General features: G+C 61.3%; 18 protein-coding genes and 1 pseudogene. 4 read left to right on the forward strand and 15 right to left on the reverse strand.

The window, feature by feature from the left end:
• Window positions 1-79: 79 nt before the first annotated feature.
• Together SO139_RS25280 and glk are read right to left on the reverse strand one after the other, a co-directional pair.
• Window positions 80-3,355, reverse strand: a complete 3,276-nt coding sequence (locus SO139_RS25280) for a beta-phosphoglucomutase family hydrolase (RefSeq protein WP_449381901.1) — start codon at window positions 3,353-3,355, stop codon at window positions 80-82.
• A gap of 95 nt (window positions 3,356-3,450) precedes the next feature.
• Window positions 3,451-4,395, reverse strand: a complete 945-nt coding sequence (gene glk / locus SO139_RS25285; RefSeq protein ID WP_449381902.1) for a glucokinase — start codon at window positions 4,393-4,395, stop codon at window positions 3,451-3,453.
• A 64-nt stretch (window positions 4,396-4,459) separates the two neighbouring features.
• On the opposite strand from glk, the gene SO139_RS25290 reads away from it, so the two are divergent.
• The gene (locus tag SO139_RS25290) at window positions 4,460-5,437 is read left to right on the forward strand and encodes a 1-phosphofructokinase family hexose kinase (RefSeq protein ID WP_449381903.1); all 978 of its coding nucleotides are present in this window, start codon (window positions 4,460-4,462) and stop codon (window positions 5,435-5,437) included.
• A gap of 283 nt (window positions 5,438-5,720) precedes the next feature.
• Here SO139_RS25290 and SO139_RS25295 read toward each other — a convergent pair whose 3' ends face one another.
• Together SO139_RS25295 and SO139_RS25300 are read right to left on the reverse strand one after the other, a co-directional pair.
• The gene (locus tag SO139_RS25295) at window positions 5,721-6,227 is read right to left on the reverse strand and encodes a universal stress protein (RefSeq protein ID WP_498540756.1); all 507 of its coding nucleotides are present in this window, start codon (window positions 6,225-6,227) and stop codon (window positions 5,721-5,723) included.
• Between the two features lie 61 nt (window positions 6,228-6,288).
• Window positions 6,289-6,558, reverse strand: coding sequence for a hypothetical protein (locus SO139_RS25300; protein WP_498540757.1), 270 nt, complete (start codon window positions 6,556-6,558; stop codon window positions 6,289-6,291).
• 452 nt (window positions 6,559-7,010) lie between these two features.
• Here SO139_RS25300 and pyk point away from each other — a divergent pair, with 452 nt between their 5' ends.
• A complete protein-coding gene (gene pyk / locus SO139_RS25305; protein WP_449381905.1) occupies window positions 7,011-8,423 on the forward strand; it encodes a pyruvate kinase in 1,413 nt (470 codons plus the stop codon).
• Between the two features lie 1,635 nt (window positions 8,424-10,058).
• On the opposite strand, the gene SO139_RS25310 is transcribed toward pyk, so the two are convergent.
• The 11 genes and pseudogenes from SO139_RS25310 to SO139_RS25360 form a co-directional block, all read right to left on the reverse strand.
• Entirely contained in the window at window positions 10,059-10,442 is a 384-nt protein-coding gene (locus SO139_RS25310; protein ID WP_449381906.1) for a universal stress protein, read from the reverse strand.
• Between the two features lie 686 nt (window positions 10,443-11,128).
• Window positions 11,129-11,698 (reverse strand): annotated as a pseudogene (locus SO139_RS25315) (SDR family NAD(P)-dependent oxidoreductase); the annotation flags it as partial.
• Window positions 11,699-11,752: 54 nt separating this feature from the next.
• The gene (locus SO139_RS25320; protein WP_449381907.1) at window positions 11,753-12,535 is read right to left on the reverse strand and encodes a 3-hydroxybutyrate dehydrogenase; all 783 of its coding nucleotides are present in this window, start codon (window positions 12,533-12,535) and stop codon (window positions 11,753-11,755) included.
• Between the two features lie 40 nt (window positions 12,536-12,575).
• Window positions 12,576-14,186, reverse strand: a complete 1,611-nt coding sequence (locus tag SO139_RS25325; protein WP_498540758.1) for a DHA2 family efflux MFS transporter permease subunit — start codon at window positions 14,184-14,186, stop codon at window positions 12,576-12,578.
• Between the two features lie 35 nt (window positions 14,187-14,221).
• Window positions 14,222-15,370, reverse strand: coding sequence for an HlyD family secretion protein (locus SO139_RS25330; RefSeq protein WP_449381909.1), 1,149 nt, complete (start codon window positions 15,368-15,370; stop codon window positions 14,222-14,224).
• Window positions 15,371-15,403: 33 nt separating this feature from the next.
• Window positions 15,404-16,579 (reverse strand): DUF3734 domain-containing protein, encoded by a 1,176-nt coding sequence (locus SO139_RS25335; protein WP_449381910.1) that lies wholly within the window; start codon window positions 16,577-16,579, stop codon window positions 15,404-15,406.
• Between the two features lie 31 nt (window positions 16,580-16,610).
• On the reverse strand, window positions 16,611-17,402 hold the full coding sequence (locus SO139_RS25340; protein WP_449381911.1) for an acetoacetate decarboxylase: 792 nt from the start codon (window positions 17,400-17,402) through the stop codon (window positions 16,611-16,613).
• Between the two features lie 78 nt (window positions 17,403-17,480).
• Complete coding sequence (locus SO139_RS25345) at window positions 17,481-18,686, reverse strand: NAD(P)/FAD-dependent oxidoreductase (protein WP_498540759.1); 1,206 nt, start codon at window positions 18,684-18,686, stop codon at window positions 17,481-17,483.
• Window positions 18,687-18,802: 116 nt separating this feature from the next.
• Window positions 18,803-19,090, reverse strand: a complete 288-nt coding sequence (locus SO139_RS25350; RefSeq protein ID WP_449381913.1) for a hypothetical protein — start codon at window positions 19,088-19,090, stop codon at window positions 18,803-18,805.
• A 102-nt stretch (window positions 19,091-19,192) separates the two neighbouring features.
• Window positions 19,193-20,143, reverse strand: a complete 951-nt coding sequence (locus SO139_RS25355; protein WP_449381914.1) for a helix-turn-helix transcriptional regulator — start codon at window positions 20,141-20,143, stop codon at window positions 19,193-19,195.
• Between the two features lie 46 nt (window positions 20,144-20,189).
• A complete protein-coding gene (locus SO139_RS25360; RefSeq protein WP_449381915.1) occupies window positions 20,190-21,140 on the reverse strand; it encodes a helix-turn-helix transcriptional regulator in 951 nt (316 codons plus the stop codon).
• 489 nt (window positions 21,141-21,629) lie between these two features.
• Between SO139_RS25360 and SO139_RS25365 the strand changes: the two genes are divergently transcribed.
• Together SO139_RS25365 and SO139_RS25370 are read left to right on the forward strand one after the other, a co-directional pair.
• Window positions 21,630-22,559, forward strand: coding sequence for a helix-turn-helix domain-containing protein (locus SO139_RS25365; RefSeq protein ID WP_449381916.1), 930 nt, complete (start codon window positions 21,630-21,632; stop codon window positions 22,557-22,559).
• A gap of 12 nt (window positions 22,560-22,571) precedes the next feature.
• Complete coding sequence (locus SO139_RS25370) at window positions 22,572-23,501, forward strand: helix-turn-helix domain-containing protein (RefSeq protein WP_449381917.1); 930 nt, start codon at window positions 22,572-22,574, stop codon at window positions 23,499-23,501.
• The last annotated feature ends 22 nt before the right edge of the window (window positions 23,502-23,523 follow it).

Here is a 23,523-nt window from a genome sequence, read left to right on the forward strand (position 1 = left end):
CAGGCGATTTCACTTCTCAAACCAGGATCTTCGTTGTTCAGGACGCCCACAACGGGCTGCCGAGCTAGTGCCCGTGTGGTCACGAGGGACGAACGAGCGTCAGGCTGGTGCGCTCGCCCGGGCGGAGGACGACATGACGGTCGCCGACCGCGATAGAGATCGGTTCCGCCCCACTGGGATCACTCGACAGCGTTAGTGCATCCTGAGTTATGTCCACGCTAAGCGTGTGCTGGCGATAGCGGAGCCGAAAAGCAAGCCGACGCAATTCATCCGGCAGTGCCGGATGGAAATGTAGTTCGTCTCCGCGCAGCTCCAGCCCTGTGAAGCAGCGTTGCAATAGGTCGATCGTGCCAGCCATGGCGCCAAGATGGATGCCTTCGCGCGTGGTTCCTCCTTGAACGTCGCTGATGTCGCTTTGCAGAGCCTCCGTGAACAGCGACCAGGCGCGCTGCCGGCAGGAGCGCGCTAATACCCAGGCATGCGCAATTGCGCTTAAGGTGGAGCCGTGCGAGCTGCGCCGCAAATAGTAGTCGATGGTTCTGGGGATCGTACCAGGATCGAAGGCATAGCCGAGACGGTCGAAGAGCTCCGCCAGTTCTTCTGCAGAAAACACATAGAACAACATCAGGACGTCGGCCTGCTTGGAGAGCTTGTAGCGATTGGGCGTGTCGTTCTCTGCCTCGAGGATCAGATCGAGGCGCATGATGCTTGGATACTTGTGCCGATAAGTATTCCAGTCGAACTCCTGCAGAGCCTCATAGCCCTCAAACTGGCTGAGAATGCCATCGTTATGGAATGGCAGGTAAAGCTTGCAGCTGACATGTTCCAAATGTGCGAGTTCCTCCTGCTCGATCCGCAGGTCCCGACACAGCTCCTCGCAGCGTCCTTGCGGCAACAGTTCAAAGAGGTCGAGCGCGCGCGTTATGCACCAAGCCGCCATGACATTGGTGTATGCGTTGTTGTCCAAGCCCGGCGCATCGCGATCAGGATAGCCGTCGTGGAATTCGTCCGGGCCCATGACGCCGCGAATATCGTAGCGGCCGCGTGCTTCGTCCCATTGCGCGATGCTGCCCCAGAAGCGGGCGATCTCGAACATCAACTCGGCGCCGAAGGAGTAAAGGAAATCGGCATCGTCGGTCGCTTGGTAGTACTGCCAGACATTGTAGGCAACCGCCGCGCCAACATGGCGCTGAAGATGCGTGTCGTCCTTGATCCAGTTGCCGGAACGAGGGTTGAAGTACATGACGTCGGTTTCTTCGCGCCCATCGCTGCCGCTCTGCCACGGGTACATTGCACCGCGGAATCCAGCTTGCCGGGCGGCCCATCGTGCTTCGTCGAGGCGCCGGTAGCGGTAGAGCAGCAGCGCACGAGCGAGGATCGGCAGGTGCAAGCTCAATAATGGGAAGATGAATAGCTCGTCCCAGAAAATGTGGCCGCGATATCCCTCGCCATGCCAGCCGCGGGCAGGGATGCCGGCGTCCAGCTCCATGCTGTGACTGGAAGCTGTCTGGAGCAGATGGAAGAGGTGCAGGCGCACAGCCAAATGCGTCTCCTCCGCTTCGTCGCTGCCGACATCGAGCAGATCAAGATCAGTGCGCTCCCACAGGTATGCCCAGGCACGTTCATGGGTTTTCAGAAGTGCATCAAAGCCGTCGGCCCGCACGATCGCAGTGCGCGCCGCAGTTTCTGGATCCGCGATGGCGCGATCTCTGGAGGTATACAGCGCGATGATCTTCTCGATTTCAGTGCTGACGCCCGGCATGACGTCAAGCATGACGTCGTAGCCAACACGTGCGGCTTCCTTGATCGGGCGCTTGTCGACGGCGACATCGAGACCGCGTACGCTTACCTCAATCCGCGCGGCCTGCGCGATCCGCAGTTTCGACTGCGTCGTCTCGACCTGGAGCAGCATGGAGCAGGGTGCAATGGTGGTCGCGTCGCACACGCGCAGATTCCTGCTTGCAAACGCTTTGTAGCGCAGCACGCCGGTATTGGCGACGTCGCCATCCAGCATGGCGCGCACCGTGAGCCGGCCCGACCAGTTCTCCGAAGTGATGGTGACATGCTGGCCGGCGAGGTGCTGGGCGTCCATGTGCACGAACCGGCGCTCGGCGAGGCTGGTTTCCCGCCCGTGCGCGTCGCGTACCCGCAAAGTTCGCAAGTAAAGGCCGCGGCGCAGATCGAGCGTTAGCCGATACCCAAGGATTTCGATGCGACGCAGGTCGAACCATTCTCCTTCATCGATTCGGAACGTCAGTGGCAGCCAGTTGGGGAGGTTGACCAGGTCCTCGTTCTCGATCGGACGGCCATCGATCAGCGTCGTGAGCCGGTTGTAGGCGCCGGCAAGATACGTGCCGGGATAATACAGATCATCAGCGCGTGCCTCGGCAGCCGCTCCGCGAGTCACGAAGTACCCGTTGCCGACGGCGAACAGGGTTTCGCGACGGCCTTCCAAGGAAGGATCGAAACCCTCATGGGCAAACAGCCACGGGTCCGGTCTAGCCTGTGCTGCCGGATGGCAGGTCTCTGTCCCTGGTTGCGCGATGAACGGGTCGAGCCGATGCACATCCAGCCGAGTCGTGCGCCGCCGTGCCAGCCCATCCTCCCATTCCAAATCGATCTGGTTGAGGTCGGCGACAACGATATCGGCGCCGGCGTCTTTCAGGGCCGTCCCATGGCCGGTCCGGTCGATGCCGATGACAAGGCCGAAGCCGCCGGCGCGTCCCGCGGCCACTCCGGCAATCGCGTCCTCGATGACGACGGTGCGCTCGGGCGAGGTCCCGAGGCGTCGCGCCGCCTCAAGAAACGTGTCCGGCGCTGGCTTCCCTCGCAGCCCCGACGCCGCGGCATCCTGTCCGTCGACGCGAGCATCGAACAGCCGGTCGAGTCGCGTGGCTTGCAGAACCTCTCGGCAGTTTCGGCTCGCCGAAACCACCGCCGTACTGAGGCCGAGGGCGCGTAGACGCCGTATCAGCGCCAGCGTGGACGGATAGATGTCTACCCCCTTGCTGCGCATCCGCTCCAGAAACAGCCCGTCCTTTCGCTTGGCGAGGCCGTGGACGGTTTCGGCTTCGGGGCCGTCCGCTTCGCCGCCTTCCGCTATCTCCATAACTCGAGCGGACAGAAAGGCACGAATAGCCTCCTCGCGGGGACGCCCGTCGATGTAGCTGTGATAATCCTGGAGCGTGAGTGGCGCAAAGCTAACGCCGGTGCGGCGGGTGGCGCCTTCGAAAAAGGCATCGAAGGTTTGCTGCCACGCCTGGAAATGGATGCGCGCGGTATCCGTAATCACGCCATCAAGATCGAAGGCTGCGGCATCAAATCGCGACGGAATAAGACCGGCAATGCGAGACATCCCTGGGCTCGGCATCGGGCTTGTTTGTGAAGACATCACAGGTCCCTCAATAGCCGTTCAGCTTGAGTTTCGTCGCGCGCCCGTTCTGGCTCAGCTCAAATGGAGCGGCTTCGCTCTACGTACCGTGCCGCGCCGAGTAGACCTGCGTGAGGACGCAAGATCTGATCGATCGGTATCCCGTCCAGGTATGAGCTGAACCGTCCCTTTGCGACGAAAGCTCCGGTCAATGCTTCCACATCCCATAGTGGCCGCAGCCCGCGGCATAGTCCGCCAGTGATGACGACTCCGCCGCTGGTCAGAAGGGTCAGCGCGAGGCTGCCCGCCGTAGAACCGAGGATGGATGAGAAGATCCTTATTGCCTCACGACAGGTGGGGCACTGACCTGCTGCAGCGCGCGCCGAAACGTCTCTTGGATCCTGAACGTCGATGATCTGCCCGTTGATCTCGGCCAAAGCCGTCGCGATCGACAACAGTCCCGATCCTGACAGCAACCGCTCAACTGACACATGTGCATGTTGATCCTGAAGACGCGACTGGATTTCCGCCTGCAGGCGGTCCGTCGGGGCGAATGTTGCATGTCCGGCCTCGCTCGGGAGGCCGACAAACGTACCCGCATTGTTCAGCAGAAAAGCGACTCCGAGGCCGGTTCCGGGTCCAATCACCAGGCTAGGGTGCTCCGGATTGCGGGTTCCCGATTTCACCGCGCCGATCTCATCGGGCTGCAACGCAGCAAAGGACAATGCTTGGGCGACGAGATCGTTGATGACGATCAGCTTGCGCAAGCGGAGTCGCCGGCGCACATCCTCGATCGAGAATCGCCAAGTGCTGTTGCTGAACCAGACATCATCACCCAATACGGGACCGGCTACCGCAAGCACCGCATCTTCCACCTTCGGAGCACGAGACAGATAGTCCTCTGCTGCGTCAGCGAGATTGGGATATTGAGCAGCAGGGAGCTTGCGTACGTCGCGGGGACACTTGCCCGGCTCTGCAATCGCAAACCTTGCGTTGGTTCCACCAATGTCGCCGACTAGCCGCATGGCTCTCAGCCTCCAACGGTGATAACTTTCAACCTTTCTATCCCCAGGCGAGAAGGCTTACGCCATGATACAGCAGCCGGAGATAGCCTCAAAGCCGATCGTTACGCTGACGCTGAGCCCGACCATCGATCTCGCGTTCAAGTCAAACGAGATCAGACCGATCCGTAAGAACCGAGCGGTAGGACAGCGCACTGACGCTGGGGGTGGCGGCATCAATGTCGCGCGCGTGCTGAAGGAACTGGGCCTTGGGTCCTATGCTATCTACCTTTCCGGCGGCGCAACTGGACTCGTCTTGAACGAACTCGTCGCGAAATTGGGCGTGCCGGGAAAATGCATCGAGGTAGCCGGCGGCACTCGCATCAGTTTCACGGTCTTGGAAGAGATTTCGGGGCTAGAGTATCGTTTCGTAAGCGAGGGCTCGGCCCTTGTCGAGGCGGAGTGGCAATCGGCTCTATCCGAACTTGGCGAATGCGATGCAGACTATGTCGTCGCGAGCGGCAGCCTGCCGCCCGGGGTTCCCATCGATTTTTACGCCCGCCTGGCGCGCATTGTGAGGCGTAAGGGAGCACGCCTGATCCTTGACACGTCAGGGCCTGCACTCCACGCCGCGATATCGGCAGGGGGCATTTATCTCGCCAAGCCCAGTTTCGGGGAGTTCGAGATTCTGACACACCGAAAGATTGAATCCGCCGAGGAACTTGTCGAGGCGGCGACATCTTTGGTGGCCAATGGCTCCGTCGAAAACCTTGCTGTCAGCATGGGGCGCGATGGTGCGTTGCTCGCGTATCCCTCCGGCACGTTGCGCCTGAGAGGTCCCAAGGTGAAGGCCGTGAGCGCCGTCGGGGCTGGCGACAGCTTCGTGGCGGCCATGACTTTCGCGCTTGCGCGCCGACAAAGTGTCGAGGACGCCTTCATGCTCGGCATGGCCGCCGGAGCCGCGGCCGTCCTGACCCATGGCACCCAATTGTGCCGACGGGAGGATGTCGAGCGTCTCCATGCTGAAGTGGTGGCCGAGCGCGCGCGTATCGATGCAACCACGTAGCGCGATGAAAGCGCGCGGATGTCTTTGAGAACGTCAGTCTGCTTGGCAGCGTGGCGTCGATCTCGCAAGTCGCTCCGAGCCCGCCCGGACAGCCGGATGAAGACAGACCAAGCGGTCGCCGTTTCAATGTTGTTGTAGACGGTGCGGCCTTCTTTACGGCCGCGGTGATCGAGGCGAGGTTGTCCGCCGCCTCTTTGGTGACTTCGATGCCCTTGAGCCCCATCGCAACGCCGATATCGGGCTTCTTCAGCGCAGGGGCATTCGTCGGACAACCCAAGGGGTGCTAGTGCGACAAGAGTACGGGAATTGCGATCCTGGCCTCGAAGACATCTCGAGTTGCGCTACCGAGCATTAGGGTGCGCTCGAATCCGTGCGCGAATGCGCCCATCACAAGCAGATCTGCGTCTGCTTGCCGCGCATAGGCCAGAAGGGTTGCGCCGACGTTCAGAGCCTCACGGTGGATGGTACTGAACTTGGCATTAACCTGCCAGCGCGCCAGATAGCGGCAGAGTGCGTCTCCAGAATGCGGCGTCGAAAACGGCTTGTCATCAATGACCGATACGACGAGCACCTCGCGCGCTCCAACGAGAAGTGGCAAGGCATCGTGAACTGCACGAACCGCGGAGCGTGTCCCGTCCCACGCAATGACAATCCGGCTTTCTGGGAGTGCAAGGGTGCCTGGTGGCACCAGGACAATTGGTCGACCACTGCCAAACAGGGCTGCCTCGACGAGGTCTTTGCGGGGCGAATCGAGTGGTCCGCGCACATCGATAATCAGAATATCACGCACCTGGGTACAATGGATGACGCGTTCGCGAAGTGATATGGACGGGCTTTCGGCTGGTAGAATGTCACAGTACGTTTGCCTCTGCCAGGGCGGACTGAACGAGCTCCGCCGTTCGTGCGGCCCGTTCAGTTCGTGATGTTTGCTTCCTGGGAGCGCTCCCGGCTTGTCGGATGTCCGGCTCAGGCGGCAAATCGGCGAGGTCGGCCTCGATCTCCGTGATCAATGCAGACAGACGCGCCCCGTACATGCGAGCCAGGCCGATCGCATAACGCGTGCCGCCAGAGAGATCATCTCTGCCCGCCGAAGGAGAAAGGAAAACGAGTATGTCCTTCATTGGCCAGCAATCCCCTCAAGAGGTGAGCGTTTAGCCGCCTGCGCAGCAAGCCCGTTAAGGAAGTCGCTTCCTTTGCCTCGCAATCCTATTCCCTGTTTCAGGTGATCCCACTTAGTGGATCCAACCACACGTAACAGATAGGATGGCGAGACGTTCCAGATCAGAATCCCGCACCGCTCTAGCGAACAATCTACACAACCCGCAGTGTACGAGCCCGGCATAAAAATGCTAGAAGTGTCTGCAGAAACTGCGCGCAAGGCGTTGCTGACGATCAGAAAGCCTGATCGGGTCAGGGGCGAAGGAAAATTCGCGCGCCTTCGTACGAAGCTGGTTCAAAGTCCTCCATTGGCGGCGCGGTTGCGACGATCTCGCTTCTATGAAGGGTGAGTTTGCTTATGTGAGCAACAGTCATCGTGCCGGAATGGGTCGTGTGCATAAAGGATTAATCGCTTATGCGTCTTCGACGGGCAAAAATCGTGGCAACCGTTGGTCCCGCCAGCGCTTCGCCGGAGATGCTCAAGGAGCTCTTTGTTGCAGGCGTGGACACATTCCGTCTCAACTTCAGCCACGGAACCCAGGAAGATCATGCAAGTGTCCATGCCGCGATCCGCGCGCTCGAGCAGAAGCTGCAGCGACCGATCGGCATTCTGATGGATCTTCAGGGCCCGAAAATCCGCATTGGCACGTTGCGTGATCAGAAGCTCATGGTCCGGTCCGGCGACTCCATCCGGTTTGTTCGCTCCGGATCGGAAGGGGATAGCCGAGCCATACCGTTGCCGCACCCGGAAATCTTCGCAGCGCTTGCGCCTGGCGACGATCTATTGATCGACGACGGCAGAGTACGCGTTCGCGCGACTAGCCTGAGCAATGACGACATCGAGGCCGAAGTGATTGTTGGTGGAGCGATCTCGAACCACAAAGGCGTCAATTTGCCCGGAACGGTTCTGAATCTGTCGCCGCTCACCGCCAAGGATCGTGCCGATCTGGAATTCGGCTTGCGTCTTGGCGTGGACTGGGTGGCTCTTTCGTTTGTTCAGAAACCGTCGGACATGATCGAAGCACGAACGCTGATCGGCGGACGCGCAGGGCTCATGGCGAAGATCGAAAAACCGGCTGCACTCGAGCGGATCGATGACATCATCCAGATGTCGGACGCGATCATGGTCGCGCGCGGCGATCTTGGGGTCGAGATTCCACATGAGGAGGTACCTGGTCGTCAGAAGGAGCTGGTGCGTGCTTGCAGGCTGGCCGTCAAGCCGGTGATCGTTGCGACTCAAATGCTCGATTCCATGGTGGCAGCCCCGACGCCTACACGCGCCGAGGCTTCAGATGTCGCAACCGCAATCTACGACGGCGCGGATGCCGTAATGTTGTCGGCGGAGTCGGCCACCGGCCAGTACCCGCGCGAAGCCGTCGAAATGATGGACCGCATCATCCGCAGCACGGAACAGCACAAGATGTATCGCTCGATCATCGAAGCAACCCAGCCCGATGAGGAACAGACTCTGCCGCATGCGGTTGCTGCGGCGGCGGCCGACTTGGCGTCGGCGATCCGTGCGGCGGCCATCGTCGCCTATACCTCAAGCGGGACAACGGCCGCACGTGTCGCTCGGAAGCGACCCAGGGTGCGGATCCTGGCCACCACGACGAGTGTAGAAGTGTCCCGTCGTCTCTGCCTCTTGTGGGGTGCACACAGCGCGCTTTCCGAGCACGTGCAAAGCTACGAAGACATGGTGAGCCGCGCGACCGAGCTTGCGAAACGGGAAGGGTTCGCCAGCACCGACGATACTTTGGTGGTCGTGGCCGGAATACCGTTAGGTGAGGGCGGGACAACCAACAATCTGCGCGTCGTTTCGGTTTCCTGATTCCGAGATAGCGGGTAGAGCCCCTCTGCTCTGCAGCCAAGCCCCGAAAGCGCGTGACATCTCGTCGGTCTCGCCGTAGGTCAGCCCTTTGTCCATGCAGATAAATGCAGTGTGCTCGCGATATTTGGCGAAGCGTTCTTCGAGCATCGCAACGAGCGATGCGGATCGCGACGGGTCGATCTCCGTCGAGAATCCGCGGCGGGTAGTGCTTGAGCCAGATGCGCTCCATGGCGCTCCTCCCGACGACCAGCAGCTACCGCGACCCGGCTGGCCAGACCTCCGTAAAAGCCGGCTTTCCCTAGACTGCCGGAAAGCGCGGCCATTGCCCCACGCTGAGGTTGGTGAAACATGACAAGAACGTTCTGAGACGGACCCGGGGAAGCAAAGGGCGCCGACAAGTTTATGATTTTAGCGCTGTTGAAGTTCCTGAACGAGCTTGCCGCAGATGCTGCAGGGAAGTTCAAATCGGCGGCACTGGCCCGCATCCAGCGGTCTATGCCGCGGAACCGATCATAGTGTGCCGCGTCGACACGGCAGGTCGCGCCACTCTGTCCGGCTGCAGGCCATTAGCCCGGCGCGCTTTTGACTTGGATCAACTGCCGCGCCCTGTAGCCAGTGCTTAAGTTATTGCTCGACGCACCTTTGGCTGAAGAGGTGTGACCAATCGTGAAGCTGCTATTTTGTTGGACGGCATGGCCGATTGGAGGACAAGCGATGCGTTCCATCTTGGCGTTAGGCCTTTTGGTCACCCTGTGTGGTTCCGCGAATGCGGCTACGGCGCATCCCCACCGGCGGCACGCTAATGTTCGTCCCAATCAGGGCATGATCTACGCGCCGCCTCGCCCGCCGATCCACTACCGGGCAGCACCGTACAATAACTACTATGAACCGTATTACGGAGCTTCCCAAGGTTACGCGCCTGGCGAGAAGCAACGATTTCTCGAAAGTGTGAGACGACAGATGTAAGGTCCGACAGCGGGTCGCTGCAGCCGGCCCGCCACCCGTCAGCATCCACATCTCGTCGACGGTAAGAAGTGCATCACCCGGATGAGAGCCGGGGCGAGAATTGCCGGTTTCAGCAGGAGCGGCAAGGTGATCAAGATGCCGTCGCGCTCATTCCAATTTACGCTCCGGATCGCAGCGTCCTTTGTTCCACCGCCACGTCGGCTTCGAGCATTTCAAGCTGGCTCGCCAGGCCGCTGAAAGTCCGGCTTATATTCGTCAGAAGGGAGGCTCGCCTTCGAGAAATTCCGGCCTGCCTCGCTTGAGCCCTGTATGCGGATGCAATCGAACGATACTCGGCAGCAGGCATTGTACGGTGGGTCATACGCGATACCTGCCGCAAGCCCGACCGGCGCTCAAATTAAAGATCGGCCATTTCCGCTTGCCGGGAAATTAAGCAAGGGCGCGGGATCGGGTTCTGGAAGTGGAATCAGAAGGGTTCGGAGCGGCGCTTGCGCTATAGCTTCTGCGAATTGAAAAATGCGCAGGAAAACTATCCTACACGTGGTTGGAGCCTCTCGCTGTTGCGTAGCTGGATGATATAGCTCACTTCCGCTTTCGGCGGCATAGCGAGCGCACCGGACTTGCCGCTGGCGTGGTCGGTCCCGAAATGACCCAGGCGGTCTGCAACATTCAGTGACAAACCAGCACGGGTATTTTCGTGTAGGTCAGCACCTTGTTTGTCACACTGCCCATTAGGAGCATGGGAAGTCCGCTGAGCCCATGCGATGACATAACAATGAGATCGCAGTCTTTGTCCTGGGCTGTTGCGATGATGGCTTGATGCGGTTGCCCACTCTCCACCTGAATTGTCTCGCAGGGAACGCCAGCCTTCTTGGCCGCATTTGCCGCGTTATCCAACACGCTCGCAAAGTCGCCTGTCACTGCAAAAAGCGGTTCCACAACGTTGATTACGGATACTTTGGCTCCAACGAACTTCGCCAACGCCAACCCGTGCGCCACCCCATGCTCCGCCAGCACCGACCCATCTGTCGGAATGAGAATATGCCGGTACATGTTTCACTCCTGATTGTCCGAACGTATGGCTGCCTTCCGAAGGTAATTTGGGCCGGCGTTTCGGATAAAGCCTTGCGATACATCAATGGGTCCATCGTGCTGCGAGTCACATGTTGACGCGTTGCTCATCGCGTCATTTCGAGGCGAGACGCAGGGCCTCTTCTGTAACTGGAACCACTATTGTTGATTGAGGGCGCGGAAAAGATTGCTGCGATTTAACTGGCCGATTGTTGTAGGTCGGGCGATACGCGAGAGCGATGCGGGAAATTGACGTCACCGACGAGTGTCGCGACCTCATTGCGGCTGAGTTTCCGTCCGACGAGACCGGGCGACGCTTACCAAACGGTAAGTGGCGGATACCGATCAATGAGGAAACGTGGGAGCGGCTTCAGAAGGTACGGCGTAGCGGTGAAACAATTTCGGACTGCATCATCCGCGTTATAATTATCACCCAGTATCAGCGTGGCGGCCTACGATAGTTGCCGCGCAGATGGTCAGTTGCCTGGATGAGAACTCACCGACCGCTCTCCTTGTCATCATCTACGGTAGGCAGCTTGTCGTAGAGCATGCGCTAGGGCTCACCGTCCCATCTTCCCGCACCACTCGTTTCATCGCCCCGATATGCCGGCCGAGCGCAATAGAAACTGCAGGGAAGTTGAACTAGAACATTCAGCAGGTCGGAAGTCGTACGTTTCGGGTGCATGCATCGGCGTCTTGACCGCGCGCCAGGCGTCACGGCGTTGACGCGAATGCCCTTGCTCGCATATTCGATTGCGAGCGACTTCGTTGCCGCGTGCAAGCCGCCCTTCGTGAGGCGGCCAGAGCCGACGGCGCGCTGCTGACCGCGTGTTCGTCGAGGCTGGTCGTGATCTGCACGATACGTCCGGATCCCCGCTTCAGCATGTTCTTGGCTGCGCGCCGGGTGACATGGAAGAAACCGTCGAGATTGATCCTCAGCAGGTGAGCATAGTCTTCGTCCGTATATTCGGTGAATGACTTTGCGACGAAGATGCCGGCGTTGTTGACGAGAATGTCGACGCGGCCGAAGCGATGGATCGCCTGCGACACGATGCGTTCCGCGGTGGTCGGATCGGCGATGTCGCGGCAACTGCAAGGATATCCGGATCAGACGGTTGTCCGATCGAGCGTGAATTCGCGACGACACGAAAATTGCGATCGCGATATGCCTTGACCAAGGCCTCGCCGATACCCTGCGACGCGCCGGTGATGATAGCGACTTTCTGCTCCGCATTCATGATGGCCTCAATGTCTTCGGTTGGAGCGGCGCGCGCCGGTGCGGTGTCGCTTGGCTACTGTGCGGTCCAGCCGCCATCGACGGCGATTGCCGTGCCCGTGATCTGGTCCGCCGCAGGCGAGCAGAGGAAAGCCACGGTGCCGCCAAGCTGCGAGGGAGAGACGAAATCCAGAGAGGGTTGCTTCTCGGCCAAAAGCTCCTTGGCCGCTTCCTTCTGATCGATGCCTCTTTCTGCGGCGATGTCCCTGATCTGCTTTTCGACCAGGGGCGTTCGCACCCAACCGGGACAGACGGCGTTGCAAGTGACACCGCTGCCGGCGGTTTCCAGGCCGACCACCTTGGTCAGGCCAACCAGCCCGTGCTTGGCCGCAACGTAGGCGGCCTTGTGAGTCGAGGCGACAAGACCGTGCGTCGAAGCGATGTTGACGATCCGTCCCCAACCCTGTTTTTTCATCTGGGGCACCGCCGCGGCAATGCCGTGGAACGCTGCGGACAGATTGATCGCCAGGATTGCATCCCACTTCGCAGCTGGAAATTCCTCCACCGGAGCGGTGAACTGGATGCCGGCATTGTTCACCAGGATGTCGAGGCGTCCGAATTTCTCGACAGTTGCGGCAATCAATCCGCGCACCGCGTCTCCCTTTGACATATCGGCGCCGTCGTAGACCACGCGCGCGCCGTGCTCGCGTTCGATGCCGATGCGGATCTTCTCGATCTCGCCAGCGTCGCCGAAGCCGTTCAACACCAACTCGACGCCGAGCCTTGCCAATTCCTTCGCGATGCCCAGTCCGATGCCACTGGTCGATCCGGTGACGATAGCTACTTTTCCCTTCAACATGGGGATTCCCTTCGATGTTCGAGACACAACAGAAAGACGGTCAGTGGGCGCCGCCGGCGTCGAGGCGGTCGGGCTTGGTGAGCATCAGCGCCGCAGTCAGGGCGACGATTTGTGAGACGCCGAGCAGATAGAAGGTGTCGCTGAAGCCGAGGATGAACGCCTGCTTCTGGATGACCTTGCCGATTGCGACATAGGCGCGGTGAGCGGCGTCGGCACGGTCGATCACGCCATGGCTCATGAAATACTGCGTGAGCTGATCGAGCCGGGTGCGGGTCGCCTGCTCGAACATCGATACCGACTGCGAAAGTACGTTGGAATGGTACTGCTCACGCTTGGTCAGCAGCGTCTGAAGCGCAGCGATGCCGATCGCGCCTCCAAGGTTGCGCATCATGTTGAACAAGGCGGACGCGGACCCGGCATTCTCGGCCTCGATTCCGCCGGTGGCGACCGCCGAGAGCGGAGCAAAGACGAGGGCTTGACCAAACGCGCGGATGACGTTCGGCCAGAAAAGCTGATCAGCCGCGTAGTCGTTGGTCATGTAGATGTTCAAGAAGTTGGATCCGCCGAAGAGCACGAAGCCGATACCGATGACGAGGCGCGGATCGAACCGCTTCATCAGGCGAGGCACCAGCGGGATCAGCAGGAGCTGCGGCAGGCCGGTCCAAGCGAGCACCATGCCGATCTGCTCGGAGTTGTAGCCCTGGATGCGGGACAGGTAGACCGGCAGGATGTAGACGGAGCCATACAGCGATACGCCGAGCAAAAAGTTCGCGAGCACGCCGAAGCCGAAATTACGACGGAACAGAATTCGCAGGTTGAGCAGCGGCTTATTTGCCGTGAGTTCGATGGCCAGAAACAGCGTCAACGCAACCGCGGCGACGATGGCCAGCCGAACGATGAAGGGCGAGCCGAACCAGTCGTCCTTGTTGCCCTCCTCCAGAACGGTCTGAAGTGCGGCGAGCCCGACCGCCATCGTGATGATGCCAGTCCAGTCGCCTTCCGCAAGCTGCGACAGCTTCATGGGCGCAGCTTCCAGCGAGAAGAACAGCATGGCGATCATGACCGCGCCGGGCGCAATGTTGACGTAGAAGACGTACTCCCAGCCGAAATTCTCGGTGAGATAGCCGCCGATGGTCGGACCGATCGCTGGCGCGAACGTCGCGGAGATCGCGAACATCGCCAGCCCGATCGGCTGCTTCGGCTTCGGCAGGAGCGTGATGATGAGCGTGAACGCCATGGGGATCAGCACACCCCCGGTAAACCCTTGTAAGGTGCGCAGCACGATCATCTGAGGCAGGTCCTGCGGGAGCGCGCAGGCCGCCGAGAACACCAGAAACAGGAAGGCGTTGGTGAGAAGATAGATGCGGACCGAGAACACCTGAGCAAGCCAGCCGCTCAACGGGATCACCACGATCTCTGCGATCAGATAAGACGTCGAGATCCAGCCGCCGTCATCGATGCCTGCGCCGATGCCGCCCTGGATGTCGGCAAGTGAGGCATTGACGATCTGGATGTTGAGCACCGCCATGAAGGCGCCCAGGGTGGCACCGATCACCGCGAGCCAGGTCCTTGCGGAGACGGCGGGAGCCGCGGCCGATAATTGGCCTTGGCCGGTAGGAACGGCATTAACGGCGGTTTGCAGTGTCGTCATGGCGGTCTCCTCGCGTGCAGGAGAAGGTGCGTTGTTCAGGTGCGGGGCTCGGCGCCACGAGCGGCAAGCCGTTTCTCGGCGTCTCGCTCGGCGATGACGGCCGATTTTGTGTTGACCGTCGGCTCCGCCGACATTCCGGGACGCAAGAGGCCGCTCAGGTGCTGGTCGTCGAGCACGATCTTCACGGGCACGCGCTGCACGATCTTGGTGAAATTGCCGGTGGCGTTGTCCGGCGGCAGCAGGGCGAATTCGAGCCCGCTCGCCGGCGACAGGCTGTCGACATGGCCCTTCAGTCTGGTCGAATGGAAGCTGTCGACCCGTAGCTCGACCGGCTGTCCGTTGCGCACATGCGTGAGTTGAGTTTCCTTAAAGTTGGCGACGACGTAGACCGCATCCAGCGGCACCACCGCCATGAGCTGCGTGCCGGCCTGAACATATTGGCCGACCCGCAGCGTGCGCGCGCCGACTGTCCCGTCGACGGGCGCAGTGATCTGCGTATAGGAGAGATTCAGGGCAGCCTGGTGTTCGACCGCACGTGCGCGGTCGAGTTGCGCGACTGCTTGCGCGCGCTGGGTCGAGAGCACCTCGACCTTCTTGTTGGCTGCGAGCAAACCCGCCTTGCCCTGCTGAAGTTGTGCAGTCTGCGAGCGCAGCGCTGCGTCAGTCTGTTGGGCGCGTTGGATCGTTCCCGAGCCCGACTTCATGAGGTCGTCGTAGCGGGCGCGCTCCTGCTGCGCGAATTTCAGATTGGCTTCGGTCGCGTCGACCTCGGCCGTCTGCTGCTGAATGAAGGGCTGCTGCAGTTCGATCTGCGCGTCGAGGTTCTTGACCGCGGCTTCCGAAGCCGCAATGTCGGCCTTGGCCTGGTTCAGCGCGGTCTTGAAATCACGATCGTCGATGCGCGCCAGCACCTGGCCAGCCTTCACCGGTTCATTGTCGGCGACCAGCACTTCGGCGATGTAACCGGAAACCTTCGGCGCAATGATGGTGGAGTCGGCCTTGACGTAGGCGTCGTCGGTCGTTTCCAGATAGCGGCCGGTGGTGATGTAGTAGTGGCTGAAAGCGGCAGCCCCGGCGACGCCGAGGGCGGCGGCGAATGCCAGCGCGGCGCGACTGATCGCCTGACGCGACGGGCGAATGCTGGTTTTCGTTTCCTGCTCGGAAGCATACGAAAGGGTCGACATGATTCTCTCCGAAGTCGGGTGGGACGCTAGATTTCAATCGGGGCGGTGGACGTCATGTGTGATGATGCCGACCTCGGGAGCTGGCGGGTCCAGGCGGCGTGGGTCGGCCAGCGTGCGGCGGATATCGTCCAGACCGCTTTGCCAATGCGCGCGCATCGCGTTCAGCCCGAACTCGTAGTCCTTTGACTGGCCCTCGTAGATCTTGGACTGATAGATGAGGTGGACGATGTTGTAGGAGCGATGGCGGGCCATGTCCGCGATGGCGCGGATTTCCGGATCCTGCCTTGCGCGTTCCGGCAAAGCCTGGATCGTCCGCTGCAGCGCTTGACGCATCTTCTGCATGCGTAGCGCCTGGTCCGTGATGGCGCGCGTACGGCTCGAATATTGGATGTCCTTCTGCCGGCTCGATACCTCCATCATGTCGTTGGGAACGCGCCCCCTGGCCGACCAGAGATCGACCTGGAATGTCAGCGTGTCGCGCGGCTCGCTGGACAGCACGCGTGAGAGCGGCGTGTTCCAGACGACGCCACCATCCCAATAGTGTTCGCCTTCGATCTCGACGGCAGGGAAGCCGGGTGGCAACGCGCCGGAAGCCATGAAATGCTTCGGCCCCAGCTTACGTTCGGTCGTGTCAAAGTAGGTCAGGTTGCCGGTGCGGACGTTGACCGCGCCGACGCTGACGCGCACCTCGCCCGCGTTCAGCCGATCGAAATCGACGAGCTTCTCCAGCGTCCGCTGCAACGGTGCGGTGTCGTAGAAGCTGGTCGCTGCATCACCCGAAAAGGGCGACCAGAACGGCGACGGGAAGCGTGGCTTGAAGAAGCCGGGCTGCCCCTGGAATAAGGCCCTCATCGCTGCCATCGCATTGTGCAACGAGCGCATATCGAACGCGAATGGGAGGGCATCGGCCAGCCCTTCGCCGGCGGGCCATCCCACCGGCCATGCACAGATGGTCTCCCAGAACTCGCGTAGCCGCTCGACTCGCTGATCTTCCGGCGATCCGGCAATGATCGCCGCATTGAGCGCGCCGATCGAAATGCCGGCCAACCAGTTCGGCCGGATACCGGCTTCGTGCAGGCCCTCATACACTCCGGCCTGATAGGCTCCCAGAGCTCCGCCACCCTGCAGCACCAGGGCGACGACGTCATATGGCAGCGGCGTGGACGCTTGCGGCACGCAGCTGATTTGCTCGCGCATCACCTTCAGCATTTTCAATCTCCCGATATCGCGGCTGATCCGGTCAGCCAGCGTTCGCTTCGATAAGGATCTCGGACCTGGATTCGCGTCGTTGTGCGGGCGACAGGTAGTCGTGGACGACAGTGCCAAGCCCGAGCGTCAAGTCGGCCACGAGGTGCTTGGCCGACAGCACTTGGAGGACGGGCAGTTCGGCGACGGGGGCGAGGGCGTGCGAATACAGGTCCAGCGCCGCTGGCCCGGTCCACGCGCCTTTCACAGTGATGTCTTCGAGGTGGTAGCGGACCAGCTCGCAGATGCGAGCCGAGCCGTCGACATGTGGGATGATCTTGAGCAGGAAATTGGGCGCGGCGAGTTTTCTGGCCTCGGTTTCGATGTCGAGGGCCCGGTGCTTGTAACCCATGGTGCCGGTCGCGATGCGCACCGAGCCGTAGTTCAAGGTGCCAACCAGGGTATCGATCTCGACCGCCAGCTTCGGTTGCGCAAGCTTCTTGGGAAAGCCCCACAGCTCACGCCCGCCGGCGATGGGCGGATGATCATTGAGGAACATCTGATGGGTGAAGCTGCCGGTCTGCCCTTGATAGGAAACCGGGATGACCTGGCCGCTTTCGGTGTAGTCGCCAAAGCCGGTCGAATCCGGCATGCGGATGAACTCGTAGTTTACGACCGGTTCGGCCAGCTCGAGCGGCGCCGGTACGATCCGGCGCAGCGCCTCGGGATCCGTCCGGTACTGGATGATGAAGTATTCGCGATTTATGAAGCGGTAGGGGCCGGGTGGAAAAGCCGGGTTCGTCAGCGGCATGGCGAACGCGCTCGCGCGCACGGTCTCGTGTTTCATCGTGATGAGCTCCAATTTGATCGATGGCGAGGGAGCCGCGCTTCTGCGTGGGAAGCGCGGCCGTATCGCGTGAGGCCCTCAGACTTCGGTGACGTGCTCCGGATCGGCCGACGCCAGCGCGGCGGCACGCTCGGCCCGCGGCGGGTAGATCCACACGGTGTTGATCTCGTGCTTCGTCTTCTTTGCAACCTCGCCGACGATCTCGACTTTCCGTTCCCAGCCCCGCGTGAAGAGCGCGCCGGCTTCGCCGAGGTCGAGGCACGTGACGTAGGCTTTCTGGTGATACGGCTTGGTCGGGACGCCCAACAGCTCTGCAGCGGCATTGTTGCCCGCGAAGGCGCCCATCCTGGTAGCGTGCTGGCAGGACATCAGCGCAAAGTTGCCGACATCGTCGCACGCTGCCTTTGCGGCATCGCCGGTGGCAAAGACGCCAGACACCGACGTCACACGCAGATCCTGATCAACCAGCAGACGTCCGAAATTGTCGCGCTCGGCCGGGATCTGTTGGGTCAATGGCGCGGCGCGAATGCCTCCCGCCCAGACTACGGTTTCCGCGTCGATGCGTTCGCCATTTGAGAGCGTGACACCGGTTTCATCGAGCGAGGTGACGCCAGCGCCGACCCGGGTCTCTACGCTGAGTTTACGCAGGGCATCCTCGATGACGGGACGAGGGCCAGCGCCCATATCGGGAGCGATCGCACCGTTACGTTCGACGATGATCACGCGCGGATTGGCATCCTTGCCGAGGATCGCACGAAGCCGCGCGGGCATCTCCGTCGCCGCTTCGATGCCGGTGAAGCCGCCGCCGGCGACGACGACGGTGTCGCGTCCGTTTCTTGCCGGCCGATCCGCCAGGCTGTGCAGATGCCGGTCGAGGGCAATCGCTTCGTCGAGCTGGTCAACGCTGAAGCCGTGTTCGGCGAGGCCCGGAATATTCGGGCGGAAAAGCCGGCTGCCGGTGGCCACGACCAGCCGGTCATAGGAGAGCGTCTTTCGCGGGCCCTTGGCAGTAGCGACCTGCAGCATTCGGGACTTGGTATCGACCGTTTCGGCACTGCCTTGCACGTAGACGACGTCGATGGACTTGAGGACATCCAGCAGAGGCGCCGTCAGGGTTTCCGGCTTCGGCTCGTAGAGCCGCGGGCGAACCACCAGCGTCGGCTCCGGTGCAACCAGCGCGATCTCGAGCTCGTCGGGCGAAGCACCCTGGATGTCGCGCAGCCGGGCGGCGGAAAGTGCAGCGTACATGCCGGCGAAGCCGGCGCCTATGATGACAAGTCGCATGTGATATTCTCCTGTTGTTGGTCTTCGGGCATACGCGCGTTGCTGCCGCCGCTCCCGAAGTAGCGGCTCGTTGTGATCGACGACGACGCGAAGAGGTGAAACGGAATCGTCAGGTCTTAGGGGGAGGGGCAGCTCGGCATCGATGCCGCGGAGCGGCGGCGAAAGAAAATCGGCTCGGTGGCGTTCGGACCGCGCCAGTTGGCATAGGGAAGCTGCACGTCATCGTTGGTTACGATGGACATCGCCGGGTTCGTCCTCTGCAGGGATTGCTGTGGAATTTCCACCTCCTCGCCGGTTGCAGAGGTGAAGCGAACTGCCAACGAAAGTCCGTACACGATTGTCGTTGCGACGAGTCTTCGTCGCGGCGGGATTGCAAAGAGGCTGACGAAGGTCTTCGAGGTCATCGTTTGTCTCCGTCTATGGGGAGCGTAGGGCACCTTGATCATCTACCGAACCGGAGCTCCAGCTGCGCCAGCGCGATTGCGGTGCCTGCATAGAGATTGCTGCTACCGCATGCGCCGTCGCCAATCGCTCGGCGTTTCGCCGGTCAACTTCTTGAACGCTGCGGCGAACGCTGTTTGGGAAGCATAACCAAGCTGTGCGGCCACCGACGCGATCGACGCATCGGTATCGCGCAGCATGTTCATGGCTTGATCGAGCCGCTGCTGGCGCAGCCAGGCATGAGGCGAAAGCCCGGTACTTTCCTTGAAGGCGCGGCAGAAATGGAAGCGCGAGAGCCCGGCGTCTGATGCGAGCGCAGCGAGCGACACGTCAGTATCGGTGTTCGAGCGCAGGCGTTCGACCGCGCGTCGCAGAGCATGGGGAGACAGCCCGCCCGTGATCGGCTCGAACGTGGTTGGCGCGCCGGTGTGCTCAGCCAGGATACGTGTAGCCAGGAGATCGGTCAGTTGCTGCCTGAACAGGAGATCCAGGGCTGCATTGCCCTCCAGCACCTCCGCCGCACTCATCAGCAACCCGGATACGACGGGGTCGGGATGCCCCGTTCGTTCGAGAAGATCGCCGGGAGCGGGCGCGTTGGCCTCGCGGGCGATGCGTTCGAGCGCCGCGTGTGGAAGATAGAATTGAATGACATCGACAAAGCCGGGAATATCCCATCTGGCGCTTGAACCGGACGGAATGATCGTCACAACTCCGGAACGCGCCGTTCCAATCGCAACCGACTTCCCGGTGCGCCGCTCCAGGCGCTGAACGCCTGTGGGGTAAGTCATGATCACGTGGTCGGTCATGGGCTCGACCACGTCATGCAGAGCCCCATGTTTCCAATGCGCGATGGCGCCGTTGGAAGGGTCGGAAGCCATCTGGAGCGGTGCAGTCTTGAGGACGCGCGCCATCTCCACGTCGGCACGGCGTCGCTCGGCGACCGGGGAGTCGCTGTGGCTCGCATCTGGGGCAACGAGCAGAGCCTCCAGCGGATCGTGCAGGATCGGCTTGTTCATGGAGCTATCCTCGCTTCTGAAGGCACTTCATCAACTGCAGGAGGAGCTAGCGCACGCGTCGCCGCCAATCGCTCGGCGTTTCCCCGGTCAATCGCCTGAACGCTGCGGCGAAAGCCGTCTGGGAGGCATAGCCAAGCTCTACCGCCACCGACACGATCGAAGCGTCGGTGTTGCGCAGCAGGTTCATGGCCTGCTCGAGCCGGTATTGCCGCAACCAGGCAAGAGGCGAAAGCCCAGTGCTCTCTTTGAAGGCGCGGCAGAAGTGGAAACGCGACAGGCCGGCATCCGAAGCCAGGGCATCGAGGGAGACATCCGCGTCGCTGTCCGAACGCAAGCGTTCGATCGCACGGTGCAGGACCTTCGGCGAAAGCCCACCCACGGGCGGCTGCAGCGTCGTCGGCGAACTGGTGTGGGCGGCCAGAAGGCGCGTGGCCAGGAGGTCTGTCAGCTGATGCCTGAACAGGGCATCCAGTGCTCGATTGCTCTCCAGCACGCCGGCCGCGCTAAGGAGCAATCGGGATGTGATGGGGTCGGGATGTGCCGTTCGCTCCAGGAGATCAGTCGACGTGCCGGTCGCGGCTTCGTCGGCAACGCGCTTCAGGGTTGCGTGAGGAAGATAAAGCTGCACGACATCAACAGGCTTCGGGATATCCCATCGGGAGCTCGATCCTTCCGGAATGATGATCACGACCCCGGGACGAAACGTTCCACTCACAACCGATCTTCCCGACCGCCGCTCCATGTGCTGCGTCACGCCGTTGTAAGCCATGACGACATGGTGGCTCATGGGTTCGACGACGTCGTGCAATGGTTCATGCTTCCAGTGAGCTATCCCGGCGCCGGAGGCATCCAATGCCATGCGAAATGGCGTGGTGTGGAGCACACGCGCCATCTCTGCGTCGGCGGCGCGACGGTCGGAGACCGGCAAGTCGTTTTGGCGCGCGACGGGCGTAGCCGGCGGAGTCTGCAGAGGATCGTGCGAGATCGGCTTGCTCATGAGGGGGTACTCGCGTTGGGGCCAGTACTCGCGTCGCCAGGCGTGACTTGCGGGCTGCGCGAAGCCGACGCTTGGTATAGCCTGTATCGATGCGCCTGGGCGCCGCGAGCTTTCGGCGCGTGTTCTAGGCGCGGAGAACTACGGGTTCTTTCCCAAACCGGCGGTGCTTTGCCGGATTCTGCTCAAAGCCTCGGCGAGCGCTGTACACGGCTGACGGCGTGGTCAATGCGGGGGGGAAGCGCCATTAGCATTCACAAACGCACGATGGAACCGAGCTGTGATTTGGAGAAGCCTCGCCGAAAAAGCGAAACTACGTTGGAATCACTGTGAAAATCGTTCTGTTGCGAATTGATCGGGCTGCGGCTAACACAGCCACTCGTTCCACGAGCGAGTCTGGACGGTAGCCATCCACCTCCGATACTGTCCTGCGATCTTGCGGGCGCGAGGATAGCCCGCCCAATCCAACTCCACTGATAAGACTGACCTCAGATGACACAAGCGGGCGTCTACGGAGAAAGGCTCGGGCGACCCTTGTACTTGAAGGACGCGCCCTCGCTGATCACGCGCTCCCTGCGCAGCGCCGAACTCGCGGTCACCGAAACCCGGAATGACGATCCCGTGCGCGATCTTTCGGGCTCGTTTCCATCTGAGGATGCCTATCTTGTCAGTCTTAAATTTCGCGACTACCCGGACTGCGAATGCTGGGAACGCGGGCGGAGCATCGTCAAGACGGACATCCGCGCCGGTGCGACGTATCTTTATGATCTCAAGCGCGATCCACGCTACGTCATAGATAAGCCGTTCCATTCGGTCTTTTTCTATTTGCCGCGCTCGGCACTCGACGATATCGCCAGACAGAGCGGCGCGCCACGCGTCGGCGAACTTGACTATCAGCCCGGCGTCGGACACGACGACGCGGTCGTCCGTCATGTCGGAGCGTCGTTGCTGGAGGGGCTGCGTCGGCCGGTCGAGGCCAACCAGCTCTTCATCGATCACATGATGCTTGCGTTCACCGCGCATGTCGCCCAGACCTATGGCGGGCTGAGGCGAAGTGGCGAGTTGGCTCGCGGCGGTCTTGCGCCGTGGCAGGTGAAGCGAGCCTGTGAAAGGCTCGAGTCTGACCTCGGCGGGACGATTTCATTGCAACAAATCGCGGCCGAGTTTGACCTCTCGGTCAGTCATTTCTCGCGCGCGTTTCGAATCTCCACCGGACTGCCGCCGCATCAATGGCTGCTCAATCAGCGCGTCAAAGCGGCCAAGCAGTTGATGACTGTCCGCGATCTGCCCCTGGCCGAAATCGCAATTTCGGTCGGGTTTGCCAATCAAAGCCACTTCACGCGGGTATTCTCGGCCGCGGTCGGGGTCAGCCCGGGCGCGTGGCGCCGCCAAGCGTATGGTGCAACGGGAAGCGAAACCTAAGGGACCGCGCCTATGGCACAGGCGAGCACCTTCGGACAAAGGGTTAGGCAGCAGTTGCGCCTGAGGGATGCACCGCCCTCGCTGATCACGCGTTCGATGCGTGGCGTCGACCTCGCCGTTACGGAAACCCAGGACGATAACCCCGTGCCGGGCCTTTCGGGCTCGGTGGCCGATGAGGCCTATCTCGTCAGCCTTAAGCTTCACAATTACCCGGACTGCGAACTCTGGGATCACGGCAAGTGCGTCACTAAGGCGGATGTCAGAGCCGGTACAACGTATCTCTACGACCTCAGGAGCGATCCGGGCTTTGTCATCGACAAGCCGTTCCATTCCCTCCAGTTTTATCTTCCGCGTTCAGCGCTTGACGCCGTCGCCAAGGAATCCCGTACACGGCGTGTTGGCGACCTCGCCTGTCAGTTCGGCTTCGGCCATGACGACAAGGTCATGCGTCATATCGGAGCATCGCTGTTGCAAGCGCTCAGTCGGCCGGCCGAGGTCAACCAGCTTTTCATCGACCACATGATGCTCGCGTTCAGCGCGCACATCGCCCAGGCCTATGGCGGGCTGCAGCCCATCACCGTATCGAGTCGCGGCGGTCTCGCTGCTTGGCAAGTGAAACGCGCCTGCGAAAAACTCGAATCCGACCTCGGCGGGCAGCTTTCGTTGCAGCAGATCGCGGCCGAGTTCGGCCTCTCGGTCAGCCATTTTTCACGTGCATTTCGGGTCTCAACTGGTTTGCCGCCGCACCAATGGCTGCTTCGTCAGCGCGTGAAGGCGGCCAAGCAGTTGATGACGGTGCCCGAGTTGCCGCTGGCCGAGATTGCACTATCGGTCGGGTTCGCCAATCAAAGCCATTTTACGCGGGTGTTCTCGGCAGCCCTCGGTGTCAGCCCAGCCGTGTGGCGCCGCGAAACACTTGGGACGCCGGAAGGCGAGACATAGTCCGCGGCCATCAGTGGGAACT

It is taken from the genome of Bradyrhizobium sp. UFLA05-89 (assembly GCF_059803475.1).

Bases quoted from the DNA above. Each gene is read 5' to 3' on its own strand.
- SO139_RS25280 (WP_449381901.1), bottom strand. From the start codon at position 3,355: ATGTCTCGCATTGCCGGTCTTATTCCGTCGCGATTTGATGCCGCAGCC.
- glk (WP_449381902.1), bottom strand. From the start codon at position 4,395: ATGCGGCTAGTCGGCGACATTGGTGGAACCAACGCAAGGTTTGCGATT.
- SO139_RS25290 (WP_449381903.1), top strand. From the start codon at position 4,460: ATGATACAGCAGCCGGAGATAGCCTCAAAGCCGATCGTTACGCTGACG.
- SO139_RS25300 (WP_498540757.1), bottom strand. From the start codon at position 6,558: ATGAAGGACATACTCGTTTTCCTTTCTCCTTCGGCGGGCAGAGATGAT.
- pyk (WP_449381905.1), top strand. From the start codon at position 7,011: ATGCGTCTTCGACGGGCAAAAATCGTGGCAACCGTTGGTCCCGCCAGC.
- SO139_RS25310 (WP_449381906.1), bottom strand. From the start codon at position 10,442: ATGTACCGGCATATTCTCATTCCGACAGATGGGTCGGTGCTGGCGGAG.
- SO139_RS25320 (WP_449381907.1), bottom strand. From the start codon at position 12,535: ATGTTGAAGGGAAAAGTAGCTATCGTCACCGGATCGACCAGTGGCATC.
- SO139_RS25325 (WP_498540758.1), bottom strand. From the start codon at position 14,186: ATGACGACACTGCAAACCGCCGTTAATGCCGTTCCTACCGGCCAAGGC.
- SO139_RS25330 (WP_449381909.1), bottom strand. From the start codon at position 15,370: ATGTCGACCCTTTCGTATGCTTCCGAGCAGGAAACGAAAACCAGCATT.
- SO139_RS25335 (WP_449381910.1), bottom strand. From the start codon at position 16,579: ATGCTGAAGGTGATGCGCGAGCAAATCAGCTGCGTGCCGCAAGCGTCC.
- SO139_RS25340 (WP_449381911.1), bottom strand. From the start codon at position 17,402: ATGAAACACGAGACCGTGCGCGCGAGCGCGTTCGCCATGCCGCTGACG.
- SO139_RS25345 (WP_498540759.1), bottom strand. From the start codon at position 18,686: ATGCGACTTGTCATCATAGGCGCCGGCTTCGCCGGCATGTACGCTGCA.
- SO139_RS25350 (WP_449381913.1), bottom strand. From the start codon at position 19,090: ATGACCTCGAAGACCTTCGTCAGCCTCTTTGCAATCCCGCCGCGACGA.
- SO139_RS25355 (WP_449381914.1), bottom strand. From the start codon at position 20,143: ATGAACAAGCCGATCCTGCACGATCCGCTGGAGGCTCTGCTCGTTGCC.
- SO139_RS25360 (WP_449381915.1), bottom strand. From the start codon at position 21,140: ATGAGCAAGCCGATCTCGCACGATCCTCTGCAGACTCCGCCGGCTACG.
- SO139_RS25365 (WP_449381916.1), top strand. From the start codon at position 21,630: ATGACACAAGCGGGCGTCTACGGAGAAAGGCTCGGGCGACCCTTGTAC.
- SO139_RS25370 (WP_449381917.1), top strand. From the start codon at position 22,572: ATGGCACAGGCGAGCACCTTCGGACAAAGGGTTAGGCAGCAGTTGCGC.